Origin of the sequence: Enterococcus sp. ZQ21, assembly GCF_030053755.1 — a bacterium.
Classification (GTDB): domain Bacteria; phylum Bacillota; class Bacilli; order Lactobacillales; family Enterococcaceae; genus Enterococcus_B; species Enterococcus_B lactis.
Genome location: NZ_CP125658.1, coordinates 1,182,673 through 1,199,086, shown reverse-complemented (window position 1 = coordinate 1,199,086; position 16,414 = coordinate 1,182,673). Strand labels below are relative to the sequence as shown.

At 39.6% G+C, this 16,414-nt stretch carries 12 protein-coding genes and 1 other annotated feature; of the genes, 3 read left to right on the top strand and 9 right to left on the bottom strand.

Annotated elements, in window-relative coordinates; genetic code table 11:
• The 5 genes from aroB to QK255_RS05745 all read right to left on the bottom strand — a co-directional run bounded on the left by aroB (window position 1) and on the right by QK255_RS05745 (window position 7,786).
• Window positions 1–1,065 carry a 3-dehydroquinate synthase gene (gene aroB / locus QK255_RS05765; protein WP_002292026.1) on the bottom strand — a complete coding sequence of 355 codons (1,065 nt, stop codon included), beginning with the start codon at window positions 1,063–1,065 and terminating at the stop codon, window positions 1–3.
• A 32-nt stretch (window positions 1,066–1,097) separates the two neighbouring features.
• Complete coding sequence (gene aroF / locus QK255_RS05760) at window positions 1,098–2,120, bottom strand: 3-deoxy-7-phosphoheptulonate synthase (protein WP_002292027.1); 1,023 nt, start codon at window positions 2,118–2,120, stop codon at window positions 1,098–1,100.
• Window positions 2,121–2,794: 674 nt separating this feature from the next.
• Window positions 2,795–3,769, bottom strand: coding sequence for a beta-galactosidase small subunit (locus QK255_RS05755; RefSeq protein ID WP_002306525.1), 975 nt, complete (start codon window positions 3,767–3,769; stop codon window positions 2,795–2,797).
• Complete coding sequence (locus QK255_RS05750) at window positions 3,750–5,633, bottom strand: glycoside hydrolase family 2 TIM barrel-domain containing protein (protein ID WP_002342180.1); 1,884 nt, start codon at window positions 5,631–5,633, stop codon at window positions 3,750–3,752. The genes QK255_RS05755 and QK255_RS05750 overlap by 20 nt, the downstream gene beginning before the upstream one ends.
• 17 nt (window positions 5,634–5,650) lie before the next feature.
• A complete protein-coding gene (locus QK255_RS05745; RefSeq protein WP_283341618.1) occupies window positions 5,651–7,786 on the bottom strand; it encodes an alpha-galactosidase in 2,136 nt (711 codons plus the stop codon).
• 113 nt (window positions 7,787–7,899) lie between these two features.
• On the opposite strand from QK255_RS05745, the gene QK255_RS05740 reads away from it, so the two are divergent.
• A complete protein-coding gene (locus QK255_RS05740) occupies window positions 7,900–8,934 on the top strand; it encodes a LacI family DNA-binding transcriptional regulator (protein WP_002314861.1) in 1,035 nt (344 codons plus the stop codon).
• A 66-nt stretch (window positions 8,935–9,000) separates the two neighbouring features.
• On the opposite strand, the gene QK255_RS05735 is transcribed toward QK255_RS05740, so the two are convergent.
• From QK255_RS05735 to QK255_RS05725, 3 genes are all read right to left on the bottom strand, one after another.
• Complete coding sequence (locus tag QK255_RS05735) at window positions 9,001–10,011, bottom strand: alpha/beta hydrolase (protein WP_002334737.1); 1,011 nt, start codon at window positions 10,009–10,011, stop codon at window positions 9,001–9,003.
• A gap of 77 nt (window positions 10,012–10,088) precedes the next feature.
• Window positions 10,089–11,225, bottom strand: a complete 1,137-nt coding sequence (locus tag QK255_RS05730) for a 5-methyltetrahydropteroyltriglutamate--homocysteine S-methyltransferase (RefSeq protein ID WP_002292037.1) — start codon at window positions 11,223–11,225, stop codon at window positions 10,089–10,091.
• Window positions 11,226–11,316: 91 nt separating this feature from the next.
• Window positions 11,317–11,548, bottom strand: a binding site (T-box leader).
• Between the two features lie 124 nt (window positions 11,549–11,672).
• Window positions 11,673–12,434: a MerR family transcriptional regulator gene (locus QK255_RS05725; RefSeq protein WP_002292038.1), complete on the bottom strand. Its 762-nt coding sequence runs from the start codon at window positions 12,432–12,434 to the stop codon at window positions 11,673–11,675.
• Window positions 12,435–12,532: 98 nt separating this feature from the next.
• On the opposite strand from QK255_RS05725, the gene QK255_RS05720 reads away from it, so the two are divergent.
• The gene (locus QK255_RS05720) at window positions 12,533–14,254 is read left to right on the top strand and encodes an ABC transporter ATP-binding protein (protein ID WP_002292040.1); all 1,722 of its coding nucleotides are present in this window, start codon (window positions 12,533–12,535) and stop codon (window positions 14,252–14,254) included.
• 14 nt (window positions 14,255–14,268) lie between these two features.
• On the top strand, window positions 14,269–16,053 hold the full coding sequence (locus QK255_RS05715; protein WP_002292042.1) for an ABC transporter ATP-binding protein: 1,785 nt from the start codon (window positions 14,269–14,271) through the stop codon (window positions 16,051–16,053).
• Here QK255_RS05715 and QK255_RS05710 read toward each other — a convergent pair.
• The gene (locus QK255_RS05710; RefSeq protein WP_157749064.1) at window positions 16,041–16,202 is read right to left on the bottom strand and encodes a hypothetical protein; all 162 of its coding nucleotides are present in this window, start codon (window positions 16,200–16,202) and stop codon (window positions 16,041–16,043) included. The genes QK255_RS05715 and QK255_RS05710 overlap by 13 nt on opposite strands.
• Between the last annotated feature and the right edge of the window lie 212 nt (window positions 16,203–16,414).

Sequence of the window (16,414 nt, the reverse complement as noted above, 5' to 3'; positions counted from 1 at the left end):
TTACAGTCCTCCTAAGTAATCTTTGAATGTCTCTGTAGGAACAGATACGATTTTTGCTTGCCCAATCTTTTCTAGCAAGATGATATTCAATTGGCTTCCTCTTGCTTTCTTATCATGGGTTATCGCGTGGAATAATTCCTCTGAATGACTTAGATCGTAAGTAATCGGCAGGTGGAATTTTTGGAGTATCCTTTCTAATGCAGCTGTCGATCCAGTTGGAGACAAGCCGATTTTTTCTGCATGAGAAGTGATGGCTACCATTCCAATAGCTACTCCTTCTCCATGACTGACTACCCCATATCCTGCTGTATTTTCAATTGCATGGCCAATTGTATGGCCAAAATTTAAAATAAGTCGATTTCCTTGGTCAAAGACATCTTCTTCCACTACTTTTCGCTTGATTTTCAACGTAGCAGTGATGATTGGAACAGCATGCTCTAAAAGATCTTTTTCGTCTTTCAGCTCATTCAGCTGTTGCCAAAGCATTGCATCTGCTATAGCTGCTGATTTGATGATTTCAGCGATCCCTTCTCGTAAACGACGTACCGGCAAAGTCTTTAGAACCTCAGGATCAATCAATGCGCCAGCTGGCTGGCTAAATGTTCCGACAAGGTTCTTCGCTTTGTTTGTATTGACTGCTGTCTTCCCACCGATACTAGAATCTACTTGTGCAAGTAGCGTAGTCGGAAGTTGAACGAAATGGATCCCACGCATGAACGTTGAGGCCACGAATGCGGCTAGATCACCCACCATTCCTCCACCAAGTGCAAGTATTCCATCGCTGCGGGTAAAATCATTATCTGCCAAAAAATCGTATAACTCAGCTGCTTGTTCCAAAGATTTACTGGTCTCACCCGCCGGTACGATTGAAAGGACTGGTTCAAAATCAGCTTGTCTCAATTGGAACATGATTTTTTCCGCATACAGTGGAGCAACGTTGGTATCAGTGATTACAGCTACTTTTTGAGGCTTCCAAATCGTTTGAAGCCATGATCCAGCCTGTTCTAGTGCACCTTCTTCAATATGAATATCGTATTTCTGGTTATCAACATGTATAGTAAGCATTCGTTTCACTTCTTTCTTTTAAAAAGCTGGCATTAATCGAGTGTTTGGATCTTTTCCATTGCTTCTTTCATGATCGCCACTTCTTTCATCATGCGTGAGTAAGTCTTTTCATTCAACGATTGGGGACCGTCTGACCAAGCATTTGCAGGATCAGGATGAATCTCTACGATCATGCCATCTGCTCCGCTTGCCACACCCGCACGGGCCATTGGTGGTACAAGATCCCAAATACCTGTACCATGACTTGGATCAACGATCACAGGGAAATGAGTTAATTTTTTCATCAATGGGACAGCACTTAAATCAAACGTATTACGTGTAGCTGTCTCGTAAGTCCGAATCCCACGTTCGATAAAAATGACAGGAGATTTGTCTTCGACTGCAATGTATTCTGCAGCATTAAGCCATTCATTGATCGTACCAGAAATCCCACGTTTCAATCCAACAGGTTTACCTGTTTTGCCGACAGCAGATAGCAGTTTGAAATTTTGCATATTACGTGCGCCAATCTGTAGGATATCGCTGTACTCAGCCACCATGTCGATATGTCCTTCATCCATCACTTCAGTAATCACTTTCATTCCAAATTCATCAGCCGCTTGACGGATGTATTTCAATCCTTCTTCTTCTAAACCTTGGAAAGCATATGGAGAAGTACGTGGTTTGAAGGCACCACCTCGCAGAATTTTTGCGCCCCCGGCTTTAGCCATCCGCGCACATTCTCTGATTTGGTCTAATCCTTCGATAGAACAAGGACCAGCCATCGTCACAAAACTGCCGTCACCGATTTTTACTCCGTCTACATCCACGACTGTATTGCCAGGATGGAATTCTCGAGAAGTCAATTTGTATGTGTTCAAAATACGCACAGCATTTTCTACTCCTTCGTAGCGTGTAAATGCTCCTTCTTGTAAACTTCGCGTATCACCTTTTAGTCCAATCACTACTCGTTCTGTTCCTTGATCGATTGAGACTTTGAATCCTTCTTTTTCGATATGATCGACGACTTTTTTTACTTGTTCTTCCGTTGCTTCTTTTTTCATAATTACTATCATTGTTTTTCCCGCTTTCTTTTGTTTACTTATCTATCTTGGCTGATTTTCTCTACTTTTTCAAGTTGGTTTTACATAAATTCCTACTAAACGACCGTGTCCTATTGTTCTCATTTTCGCTCCTTCTTTCCTACTTATGAACCGGATAATCAACAAAAAAAGATGTCCCTGTAGGAAATTGCCTCTACAGTGAACATCTTCAACGAGCCTTAAAAAGCGCTGCAAAAATATAAAATAGCCACTATAGATGAATTTCTCTACGTGGCTGTAAGTCGTGTTTAAAAATCTTTAGCCATCATAGATACAAACTTGGTTTGTTTGTACCCACGAAGTCATGAATACAAACCTATCTAAAATAGCTAAAGTAATACGTATTCAGTTTTGTAAGTTTTCTAGATTTCATAAAAAATCGCTCCAAACTGATGTAAGAATTGTACCTAGTATAGACATAAAAAAATCGACTGTCAATCATTTTTGTGAAACTTTTTTTAATTTTCTGATAGTTAACTTTATTTTTCAGAAAAACAACAATTGGTTTCATTGAAGAAAACAGTCATGAACAAAAGATTCTGAGAACTTTTTTGCTCGCTTGTTCATGACGTATCTTGTTCATGACGTATAGAATAAAGCAGCTTTGTCTTGTAAACTCTGTTTTTCAAATAATAATCTAAAGATCGCTACTGGATAATAAAGCTGATTTCATGGTCCTCTTCGCCGCTGATGCGATAAGGTGACTCAACATCCGCTCCCCAGCTATTGATACCCCCGACTCCTCTTACTTTTGCAAAAATCGTAAGAACCGTTCGTCTTTCTGGCGGTAGTTCTTCTATATGTGTCGCCTGTTCCAGTTCTTCTGCTTTGAATGGTAAAGCGGAAAAAGCAAATGGCGTATCCTGCTGTTCAAATCGCAACGAAAAGTCTTCTTGATCTTTGTCCGTATTATCCAATGTTTGATTTCTTGTCAGTTCTAGCCATTTCGTTTCCATATGCATACCGCATTCTTGGGGAACAAGATATGGAGGGATAGGGAGTCCTTCCACTTTATAAATACCTTCGATACCACCAGCCAGCCGATCCGGATATGTTTCCCCTGATAAACCCTCATACTCAAAGAATTTTGCTTTTGTTGGCATAATGAACCTTATACCCAATGCTGGTAATTCCGGCAACCCTTTTTGTCCAACATAATGCATTTTAACAAGCATTTTACCCTCTCCAGCGATTTGGTAGGAAATTGTCACTTGTGTTTTTGGTACTGTGTTGATTTCCAGTGTAAAAATGATTTCAACTGTTCCAGCGTATTCATTACTTGAATATTGATTATTTACTGGGGCAATCGGCAAATCGATCTTTTTATTGTCCACCAGTACTTCTATTTCTTTGACTTTTGGATACAATCCGGCTCCTAACCACATACCAGATTTAAATCCAAATCCGCTACCTCTGTCATTATCGGTCGTTGCCCGCCAAAAAACTGGAAGTGTTTCCCGGTATAGCCATTCTTTTCCGTTTTTATTGAGCGATTCTAGTCCGCCTCTTGTATAAGAAAAAATATAATGCGTATTCCCCGATTTGACACCTAATGTACAGTCGCCGAAGACGATTGCAACTTTTTCTGTCTCCATATGACTTTTATTTACTGTATTTTTCATAATAATATCTTACCTCCTGCATGGCGGGTTTTTCTTGTCCATCTGCAAAAACGATTCCATTCCCTGAGAATTCATAGTCACTTGGTTTATCGTCAAAGTCACCGCCATAGCGCATCACTTCTCTACCAGTGATTGGATCAGTCACTTGGATCGCCTGATCTTTAAAATCCCATATATAGCCTCCTTGGTACATTTCATAACGATCAAGCAACGTCATGTAAGAATCCATTCCACCTAACGAATTCCCCATGTCATGCATGTATTCACATAAGATGAACGGTTTTTCCGCTTTATTTTCAAGGTAGTCAACGATCTCTTCTGGTGGCGCATACATGCAGCTTTTTACATCTGAAATCGAATCTTCGAATGCTGGATTTGGAAAATTCCCTTCATAATGAACAAGTCGATCCGGGTCTACTTTTTTGAAGTAATCGTTCATTTGTCGAATGTTTTCTTCCGCATAGGATTCATTTCCAAGAGACCAAAAAAGAATGCTTGGATGGTTCTTTAATGTTTCGAAATTCGTTTTTGCCCGATCAAGAACAGCAGATTGCCACTGAGGTACTGCACCTGGCACATTGTAAGAAGGCTCAAATGCACCCATTTTTTGCCATGAGCCATGGGATTCGAGGTTCGTTTCCGCCATCACGTGGATACCTGCTTGGTCGCATAAATAATACCAAGTGATCTGGTTGGGGTAATGAGATGTCCGTACGCCGTTGATCTTTGCATTTTTTATGATAGCCAAATCTTTTTCCATATCTTCTATAGTGATGGCGCGTCCTTTTCGTGGATGCCACTCATGTCGATTTACCCCGTTGATGATCATCCGTTTTCCATTGAAGTATATGATTTTATCTTTGATTTCGATTTTACGAAAACCGAAGGAATAGTTAATATACTCCGTTACTCTTTTTTCTTCGTCTATCGTCTCCAATTCAAGCTTATATAAATTGGGCTGAAAATGCCCCCACAATGCCACGTTTTCAAATCCATCGATCCGAATCGTCATTTGTTCTTTTAACGGATATTGCTGTTGATAGATTTCCTTCCCCTCAGGATCTAGTATCGCTACATTCAGCTGACTGTTTTTGGCTACTTGCTCAAAAGACAAATCTACTTCAAGTTTACCATTTTGACATTTGTCATCTAAGCGAGGTTTGATCCAAAGATCTTCTAAATGGTTTTGTCCTCGAGCAACTAAGAAGACCTCTCTGAAGATCCCAAAAAATCGGAAAAAGTCCTGATCTTCCAAGAATGCAGCTGTACTTCTTTTGTAAACCTCCACAGCTAGAATATTTTCTTCTTCCAAATAAGGTGTTAAGTCAAATTCAGACGGAGTGAACGAATCTTCGGCATAGCCGATAAAATGACCATTCAACCAAAGGAACATTGCTTGTTCTACACCAGCAAAATGTATCGAGATTTGTTTTCCCTTTAGACCTTCTTCTAATCGAAAAGTCGTCAAATAGGACCCCACCGGATTGTCTTTAGCAGCTGAAAATATCCCTTCCGCCTCTTTCTCAGGGCTTGTCGTGAAAGGGGGACGGCGAAATACATGTCCCTCCCACGGATACATCGTATTGATGTAATGGATCTTGTCATAATTTGCTAATTCAATATGACTAGGAACAGTGATTTCATCAAAAGAACAGGCATCAAAATCTTTTTTATAAAATGTTTTTGGACGTACCGAAGGATTTGGCGAATAACAAAAACGCCATGTTCCATTTAAAGACTGTTTAAGGGATGATGTGGTTTCTACTTCTTCCCTTGTTGCATAGCAAACATGATCACTATGCGCATTTGATTGGTTCACTCTAAAAACTTGTGGATCATCTAACCATTTTATATTTGCTTTCATACTTTTTTCCTTCTCTCTCATAACTTTTTGAAATGAAGCAGCTCTGTTTGGAAATCACCTTGAAAATCAGGGAAGTAAAGTCCGACTGTCATCAATTCGGCCCCCGAAAATAGCCGCTTCGAGGTCTGTTCCTGATAAAGTGCCTCATCATCTAACCCCAACAGATATACTTCATGGAACGCTGGTTGAGCTGAAGCTAGTATCCTCCCTAAAAACACAATAGCTTCATCTTGTTTAGGAGACACAAACATCCATGCGACAATATTTTCTTCAAAAGGACTCGCCAAACGATAATAATGGCCGTACTGGATCACGGGACGAATCGTTTGATAGGATATAATTTGTTCTTTGACTTGCTTTTTTTCTTCAGGAGACAGCTTTGTCAAATCCAGTTCATAACCAAAAACAGCGCTCATAGCTGTTTCTCCTCTTGTTTTCAACGAAGTAGATCTGCCAGTCTGATGATTTGGTACAGCTGATACATGAGCCGTGATGGACGAAATCGGATAAGCAAGACTTGTTCCATATTGGATTTTCATACGCTCCACTGCATCCGTGTTATCACTTGTCCATGACTGCAGCATATAATAAATAAAACCAGCATCAAACCGCCCACCTCCACCAGAACAGCCTTCCCATAAGATTTCCGGATAATCAGCTGTCAAATGTTCGAGTAGTTCATAAAGCCCAAGCATATAACGATGCGCTACTTCTCCTTGTCTAAGTGGGTCAAGGGTAATCGAATAGATATCTGAAAGCGAACGATTCATATCCCATTTGATGTAGTCAAGAGGAATCGTGTCTAAAATCTTTCTCATTTGTTTCTCAATCGTCTGCCGAACATCTAACCTTGTAAAATCCAGTACATGTTGTGATCTGGAAGCAGAAGGCATTCTACCTGGCACCTGCATAAGAAAATCAGGATGTGTTCGATACAGTTCAGAATCAATGGAGATCATTTCTGGTTCAAACCATAAACCAAATTTCAATCCTTTGCTATGAGCATAATCTGCTATTTCACGTAATCCATTTGTCAACTTGCCTTTATACTCGAACCAGTCTCCTAATGAAGAATTGTCCGCATCTCTTTTTCCAAACCAGCCATCATCTAATACGAACATTTCGATGCCTAGCTCCTTTGCTTCATCAATGATCGCCTTGATTTTTTCACTATTGAAGTCAAAGTAAGTGGCTTCCCAGTTATTGACAAGAATCGGCCGTTCAGCAAATTGATGACGACCTCTTGCGATTCTTTCACGTAGCAACTCATGGTGGATCTGACTCATTTTGTTCAATCCCTGACTTGAGTAAGAAAGGATCATTTCAGGTGTTTGAAAAGACTGATTTGCATTCAATTCCCACGAAAAACAATGGCTGTTGATCCCACCGACGACTCTCAATTGATTGATCTGATCTTTTTCAAGTTCGAAAGAATGGTTGCCGGAATAAACAAATTGAAGTCCAATCGCTTCTCCAGTATTTTCTGTCGTATGATGATGAACTAAAGCAATAAAGTTATTCATATGGTGACTGCTCGTTCCTCGACGGCTTTCAAATACTTTTGTTCCAGATAAAAGAGATTGCCGTGAGATCTGTCTTTCATTGACATGTGCTCCTGGCAAAGCAATGACTTCATCAAATCGCCTAGTATGGGCAAAATCTAACTGGAAACTAGCTGCTTTTTCTAGTTTGATTGTTTCTCTATCCTTAAGTGAAATCACCAACGTTTGTGCCTCTGACTTGTCTAGCACATAAGTTTGAGGCAAGCCTTCGATGTCTGGCTTCCCATCTGTAATATAATGACTATCATATCTCAGATCCAGTAAGTCTGACCCATTCTTGCGCTGAATGATCGATGCGGGCGTTCGAAAGTCCATGCTGCCATGAGAAGAGTATTCTTGTGGTAGTGTATCTTTCGACAGAGACCGGTCAGGATTTAAGGGAATATTTCCTGAAAATCCACGATCTCTTCGGGGATAATTTTTATTGTCTTTGTACTGCTTGACTGGTTTGCCAAAATAAATATGCGCCAATACATTGCTCTCTTCTATCTTTATCAGATAAGAAAGAAATGTATTTCGTAAATGGAATACTCGGCTCTTTTCATCAAATAAGATGAAATTTTTTTCTGTTTTTTTATGCGTAATATCCATCATCTCACTCCCACCAAAACGGAAACCGTTTACTTTTTTTATAATTCCTGTATACTGTTTACTAAACAATTTTGTCAATAGAAATTTTTTGTTTTTTTGAGGAGTGTGTAAAAATGGTTGGAATTAGAGATGTCGCACGAAAGGCAAATGTCTCTCCTGCTACAGTTTCCCGCGTGTTGAATAACGATCAGACGATCCATGTGGCTCAGGCTACTCGGCAACGAATAGTAGAGGCAGCAGCTGCGTTGGATTATGATATCAGTACTCGAAAATATATCAAAAAGAGAATGCCTTCGATTGGTGTGATCTCTACGATCGGCAAAGCGAGCGAAGAACATGATATCTATTACAAACATTTGCGAGTAGGGATGGAAGAAGAAGCTCGACGTCTGCATTTAGGGATGAATCGAATCTATAATCTATCTGATAATCCTAAACAATGGGAAGATCTAGATCAGTTAGGTGCGGTGATCGTTGTTGGGACCGTTACGAAAGAATCGATTACCGCCTTATTAAAACAAAACATGCAAATAGTCGTCGTGGATAACCCTGACATCCAGCAAGAGGTCGATATGGTTTATGCAGATCTTGAACGGATGACTAAAACCGTACTGGAATTGTTCTTAGAAAATGGCCATAAAAGAATAGCCTATATCGGGGGGTATAAAGTCGATATGGATGAACTGGGTGGGAAGCAGATTTCTATAAACGAAAAGAGAATGCGTGCCTATCAGCATTTTATGATCGATCATCACTTAGAAAAATATATGTCTTATCGTCTAGGTGGCTGGACAGAAAAACAAGGTGAGGGACTTGCGACTGATCTATTAGAAAATGAATCCCCTCTTCCTACTGCCATTCTTGTCGGGAGCGATCCAATGGCAATCGGTGTCTATCGGGCATTGAAACAAAAAAATATCCAAATTGGAGAAGAGATTGTTGTAGCAAGCTTTGATAATATCGAGACAATCGCAAACCTCTCCCCTGGCTTGACCAGTGTCCAAATCAATGCGAAATCAATTGGGCAAGCAGCTGTTCGAATGGCATTGGAGCGAATTGACGGAATACGGGACGAACCAATCATTTTGACTTATCCTGCACGATTGATTGTTCGGGAAAGTTTTATCCCAAGAACAAAAAGGTATTAAAAGAGAGGTTGTAAAAAGCCGCTTCGTTTCTTCATACTCAAAACTAAACGGCTTTTTCACAACCTCTTACTTATACTTATTCACAAAATCCAATGTCTGCTGGTAACAATTTTGCGATTCTTTTAGCGTGTAATCAAATTGGTATTCATGGGTAATCTCTTTTTTTGTATCTGTATAAAACAAGGATTGCACGGGTACCTTTAATTCTGTCAACCGATTTTCTAATGCTTGACCTTGCTCTTGGAAGGAGTAAGCATTTCCGTCAGTTATATACGTTGGCGGAAATTCCTTAGAAACATGGTCAGCCACACTAGCTTCTTTCAGTTGCTCGCTCGTTTTCCAATCTTTTGTTCCAATCAACGACCATGCAACGGTTTTGACGAAGAACTTCATAAATCGATCATCCGAATGTTGCTGTGCTGTTAGCTTTAAATCAACGGGTCCACAATAAGAAATGGTTCCTTTCAAACTATCTTTTGGAAGTACCTGTTTGATTTTCATCTGTTTGGCATACGCTTCATTTGTTTGTAGAGCTGCATATTGCAAAGCGATTTGTGCACCTGCACTATCGCCGCCAAAAAATAGTTGTTCCATGTCTAGCAGTTTGTCGTCGCCTTCAGCTAATAAATCTTTGACCAGCTCATTCACTTGAAGAACTTGATTAGGGTATTCTGAATCAGGCGCTAATTCATAATTCATCGCAACCACTGCGATGTTGGCATCTGATACTAATTTTGTCGCAAATTCCTTGACACCTGATTTATCTCCGCCGACGAACCCTCCACCATGTACCCAAAACAGAACAGGAACAGGTCCCTTGCTGTTTTTTGGATAGTAGATATCATACGTATTCTCTTTATAGTTGGACTCGTACGTCATATCTGTTTTTTTCGCCACGTTTTTTTCTGCTTGATTGAACGTTTTCTGATCGGTGATTTGAACAGTATTTGAAAACATATGGTTGATCAAGAATGCTCCGGGTCTGGGGGAAAGCTGGAAGGCAAGAAAGATTGCAAACGCGATCCCAAGAATGATTCCGAAGAACCACCCGATAAATTTAAGAATTTTCTTTTTCATAAGTCTCCCTCAGAAATTAATATTAAGCATTCTGATTATACCATAGTGTTCTTTCCTAGCAAGCTCTCCTGCATGATTTAATTGTTCCCCCAAACTTCTTCTGCAATGCTTTTGACAAAAGCAATCTTTTCCCATTGTTCTTCTTCAGACAAAATATTTCCTTCTTCTGTTGAAGCAAATCCGCATTGAGGACTTAAGCACAAACGATCCAAAGGCAGATATCGTGTCGCTTCGTAGATCCGGTCAATCACTTGCTGGCGCTCTTCCAGTTCACCACTTTTCGTTGTGATCAAGCCTAATACAACTAATTTATCTTCGGAAACTTTCGCTAAAGGTGCAAAACTCCCAGCACGTTCACTATCGTATTCTAAATAATAGGCACGGACATTTTCTTGAGTAAATAATGGATCTGCTACGTCGTCATAGCCCCCCGATGCTGCCCAAGTAGAATGGTAATTCCCGCGACAGACATGTGTATTGAGTGTTAAATCATCCGGCTGGTCAGCTAAGACTGCATTGTTGATCGTTAAATAAAGATTTGCTAGTTCCCGACGAACTTCTTTTTCATCTTTTCCCTCATCCATCGCAAACCCTTTAGGAAGTGGTGCAACTAATACTCCCCATGTACAATCATCTAGCTGGATCGTCCGCGCACCTGCTTCATATAAGTCGTCGATCACTTGACGATAAGCTGCGATGATATCTTTGATCAATGTTTGATTGTCTTCATAGACTTTTCGAACATGGGGTAATATATCCGGACGAAGTAGTTCCACTAAAATTTGAGCTGGAGCAGGAATTGTCTGTTTCACTTCGATGCCTTGACTTGTATGTGCCTGAGTGAATTTAAAATGTTCGACGAAAGGGTGGTTCGTACCAGAAATTTTCCCCGTCACAATCACTGTACCAGGACGTGTCTCTTCTCCATGAAAGAAATAGCCATGTTCAGGCACATAAAATTCCACGCCATTCAACCCATAAAAGAAGTCCAAGTGCCACCAGCTGCGACGGAACTCTCCATCAGTAACAGCTTTCAAACCAGCTCCTTCTTGTTTTTTTATCAATTCGATGATTGTTTCATCTTCTACTTTTCGAAGTTCTTCTTGTGTGATTTCCCCATCAGTAAAACGAGTCCTTGCCTCTTTCAATTTTTCAGGACGTAAAAAGCTCCCAACGATGTCATAGCGAAATGGTGATGTTGTTCGAATTGTCATAAAAAATCTCCTCCAATAATCATGTTTTAACAAAGCGTAAGAAGTTTTTCAAAAAAAGAAAAAGTACCCGCCTCTTTTGCCGTTGAACGACAAAAGGGACGAATACTTCGTGTTACCACCCTTATTTGCATTATTCTCACAAATAATGCCTCATCGGTACAGATTGTATACCCGGCGAGTTATCGGTCGCTTTACCGTTTAGATTGCGTGAACAATCAAAAAAACTCAGAGCTCATCTTCACTGACCAAACAATCCTTGCTCTCACCTACCAAGGTCTCTGTACTTATTTCCGATCAGCTACTCTTCTCTTCAACGCTTCATTATTTGCTAATTAATATCCCACTTTCGTTTCATTTTGTCAATCTTTTTTCAATAAAAAAAATCGAGCGATTTCTCTCTCATTTCATTTTCATCCATTCAATCCACTTATCCTAAATATTTCTTTCCTATTTTTTCATTTCCATCCATGCATGATAATATTCAATTCTGATATTGTTTTCGTCCGTATTGGTCAATAGATATTGTCCGATCACTTCTCCTGTTTCCCACCCTTTTTCATGCATTGTTTCTCTGACTTCTAAGATATTATTACGTTCCGCATGGTTCATCTCAGATTTCAATAAAAACCGGCGATAAATAGTCGTATCTTTTTTCTTCCAAATCACATCTTGGGAAAATAAATGTATGTCACTGGGGTCGATAAAAAAGCCGTACATCGTTTGCGAACTGGAAGCTGGCATACTCATCATTCCAAAACTCGAATAGTTCGGTAGAAATTGTTTTATTTCCACAATATCCTCAAATTCCGTTGAGATCATACAGTCAAAAGGGATCTCTTCTATAGGAAATTCTTCCTCGTTTGTATCGATCATCAATTTCAACTGTTTTTTTCGCGCCCTTATCTCTTTCTGTTTTTGTTTCATTATCAATAGTTCTTTATGGATTCTTTTTTCTGTTTCATCAAGTGTCTCATATAACTCCGTCAGCGTTTTACCATATAAATTCTTCATCTGCTTGATCGGTATATCTAATTTTCTATAAAAAACAATATCATAAAGCATAAAGATATCGTCGATATCAAACAAGCGGTAATCATTCTCTTCCTGTCTGCTTGACTGGATCAGTCCCTGTTCATCCCAATAGCGAATCGTTGATTTTGGCAAATCAAACAGTTCCGATACTTGGCCGATCGTGTACATTTTTTTCATTTTTTCTCACCTCTTTTCCAGTTTATTCTTTTTTCTATTGACCTTCAAGCTACTTGAAGGTATAGAATCGAAAAGTATCAGGAAAAAGGAGGAATAATATGACTATCTTAAAAAAATTCTTACAGCAAAACAAAGGACTCGCTCTCCTTACCTTTGTGATGATCTGTTTACAAATCGCCGGTACATTAGGTGTACCAAAATTAGTAGCCAAACTGATCGACACAGGTATAGCAAGTGGCGAAGCCTCTGTTATCAAGAAAATCGGCGTTGAAATGCTACTTGTAGCATTTCTAGGAACAATCGCTGCAGTTGCCTCTAGTTACTTTTCAGCATTGGCATCCGCTCGGTTTGGTTTCCAGACACGGGAGAAATATTTCCGTAAATTCCAACAACTGTCAATGAAGGATATCAGCCGTTTCAGTTCTGGATCTCTTTTGACAAGAATGACGAATGATGTCGATAATGTCCAGCAAATGATTGTTTTATTTTGCCAAATGATTTTACCAGCACCAGTTATTTGCTTTTTCACCATCCTCATGATGTTTCGTTATTCTCTATTGCTTACATGGGTTACATTATTCTCTGTTGTTTTTTACGTATGGATCGTTTACCGACTGATGAAACGAGGAACGCCTTTATCTTTGAGTATCCAACCAAAAATGGATCGGATCACCATCACATTGAGAGAATTCTTTACGGGGATCAATATGATCCGTGCCTTTGATAATCAATCATATGAAGAAAAGCGAACGAATCAGACCTTTGCAGATTATGCTAGTCAAATGATCAAAGTGAACCGAATCTTTGCTTGGGTCACTCCAATTGCTTTTTTACTCATGGGAATCGTTTATGCTTCTATTTTGTGGTTTGGCGGAAATCTTGTGGCAGACGGAACGTTACAGATCGGGGTCGTGACCGCGGTAGTGGAATACTCTATGCTGACACTTGCTTATTTGATGATTGCAGCCATGGTACTGGTCATTATCCCTAAATCATTCGCCTCTTTACGACGGATAGAAGAAATACTCGAAGCAGAGATCGAAATTAAAGAAGAGACGATCCAAACAGTTGCTAAACCATCCTTTGATCAGACAAATGCAGCTGCTTTTGAACATGTCACATTCAAATATACTGAAACTTCTGATCCAGTTCTAGAAGATATTGATTTTACAATACCTAAAGGAAAAACAACAGCGATCGTTGGTGGGACCGGATCTGGAAAAAGTAGTTTAGCAAAACTTCTCTTGAGACTAAGTGATCCTACGGTAGGAAAAGTGACCCTTGGTGGTATTCCTCTTACTCAAATGAAGCAGGAACAGATCCGCTCCCACATCAGTTATGTCCCTCAAAAAGCCTTCTTATTCAGCGGTACGATCTTAAGCAACTTGCAGATGGGAAATGAACATGCTTCACCAGAAGAATTGGCTAAAGCGATCAAGGTCGCCCAATTAGAAGAACTAGTGGACACTCTTCCTGATGGATTAGATAGCTTTGTTGCTCAAGGTGGTTCTAATTACTCTGGCGGACAGAAACAGCGGATATGCATTGCTCGAGCATTGATCAAACCAGCAGAAATCTATGTATTCGATGATAGTTTTTCCGCTTTAGATTATAAGACAGACGCAGCATTAAGGGCAGCACTCCATAAACACATGTCGGAGAAAACTCTCGTGATTGTTGCTCAACGGCTCAGTACGATCCAACAAGCAGATAACATCATTGTTTTAGATGAAGGAAAAATCGTAGGACAAGGTACTCATGAAGAACTATTGTCTAATTGTCAAACATATCAAGAGTTTGCCAAATCACAAGGAATATAGAAAGAAGGGATTCGATGGAAAAGAAAAAAACGTTGAACACACACGCTTTGATACGTTTTTGGAAAATGATCAAACCTGAACATAAATATTTTTACGGATTGTTTCTATGCAGTTTATTGGGCAACCTATTAGTTGTAGCCATGCCCCTGATCATGGGAATTGGGATTGATGATTTGTTGTCGCAAATAAGAAAAACAGGTATTGGACAGCTTACTTTCAGTGATATCAAACAGGCATTGCTGTTCCCTGTCTTATTGCTGATCGGCTGTTCAGTCCTAAGCAGTGTTGCTTCATTTATCCAAGAACGTACAATGGCAGCATTAAGCGAAAAGATCACATTGAGGGTACGAAAAGAAATCTCAAAAAAATTCAAAACATTGCCGATGTCGTTTTTTGATAATCATCAAGTCGGCGACATCATCAGTCGGACGACTACCGGACTCAATCAGCTTTCTCAAGTGTTATTGACAGGTATCAATCAATTTTTCACTTCTGTCGTAACAATAGCTGCTGCTGGTCTAATGCTGTTTTATATCGAAAGCAAGCTTACTTTGCTCGTCTTATTGCTGATCGTCGGAAGTTCAATTGTTACAACTAAAATTGCGAATAAAAACAAACAGATTTCTGAACAAAACCAATATGAACTAGGTGTCTTGAATAATCGGATGGAAGAAATCTTAGCTGGTAATCTAGTAGTCAAAACATTCAATCAGCAAGCTCGTGCAGAGGCTTCTATACATGAAGTAAACAAAAAACAATACAATGCTTTTAAACGTGCTCAATTTATGAACTTTGCCATCTATCCGGCAATCCGTTTCATCAATCAACTTGCCTTCATCATAAGTGCGGTATTCGGTGCTATACTCGTTCTTTCTGGCGGTGTGACGATTGGCTTCTTACAAGCTTACCTTCAGTACATCAATCAGATCTCTGAACCAATTTCCACTGCTTCTTATGTGATCAACTCGATCCAATCCGCAATGGCTGCAATCGAAAGGATCTTTGAAATATTAGATGAAACAGATGAAATTCCGGACCTACCAGAAGCAAAACTTTTGGAAGAACCGAAAGGAAAAATAGCTTTCAAAAATGTACAATTTGGTTACACATCAGATAAAATATTGATGAATCAAGTTGATTTTTCAGTAAAACCAAAACAAACTGTGGCGATTGTTGGCCCAACTGGTGCAGGAAAAACGACTTTAGTTAATCTGCTGATGCGTTTTTATGAACTGAATAAAGGAAAGATCGAATTTGACGGCTGCGATATTACTAAGCTTTCGCGTGGAGAACTACGCCGTTCTTTTGGGATGGTCTTACAAAATACCTGGCTGTTTGAAGGAACAGTGGCCGATAATATTGCCTATGGGAAAATGGATGCCACGAGAGAACAAATTATCGAAGCGGCTGAAATCGCGCAATGTGATCACTTTATTCGAACACTGCCAGAGGGATATGATACAATCATCTCTAGCGAAAATGGTACGTTATCTCAAGGGCAGCAACAATTATTAACAATTGCACGGGTCATTCTGGCAAATCCCCCTGTCGTTATTTTAGATGAAGCAACTTCTAGTGTAGATACACGAACAGAAGCATTGATCCAGCAAGCAATGGAGGCTGTGACAAAAGACAGGACAAGTTTTGTCATTGCCCACCGTTTGTCAACGATTGAAAATGCAGATATGATCCTTGTAATGAAAAACGGCGATATCGTCGAAAAAGGAACGCATTCTGAATTACTCCAAGCACCAACGCTTTATGCTAGCCTTTATAATAGTCAATTTCAGGTAGCATAGCCAAAAGAGCTTGGGACAAAAGTAAAGAACACTTTTGTCTCACGCTCTAAACACGTATAAAAGGCGGAAGCAATTCTGATGGCTTTCATGAGTTTTTTTAACGTAGCTTTTCTAAATGCAGCTACGTTTCTTGTTTCTTTTGTCATCATGACTTTTTTCACCCCTCATTTTCAACGACTTTTTCATGAACAGCCGTTTGAATTACCAAAAAACGTGGAGTAAAGCGGCATTTTGTTCACTCTTTCTTTGTCTTTTTTAGGTTATATTATTGTCAAGAACATGAAACGAAGTATAGGAGGATTTAAATAGTGAAAGGATGTGGAACGATCATCAAGATGATCGTTCCACATCCTTTTTTAAC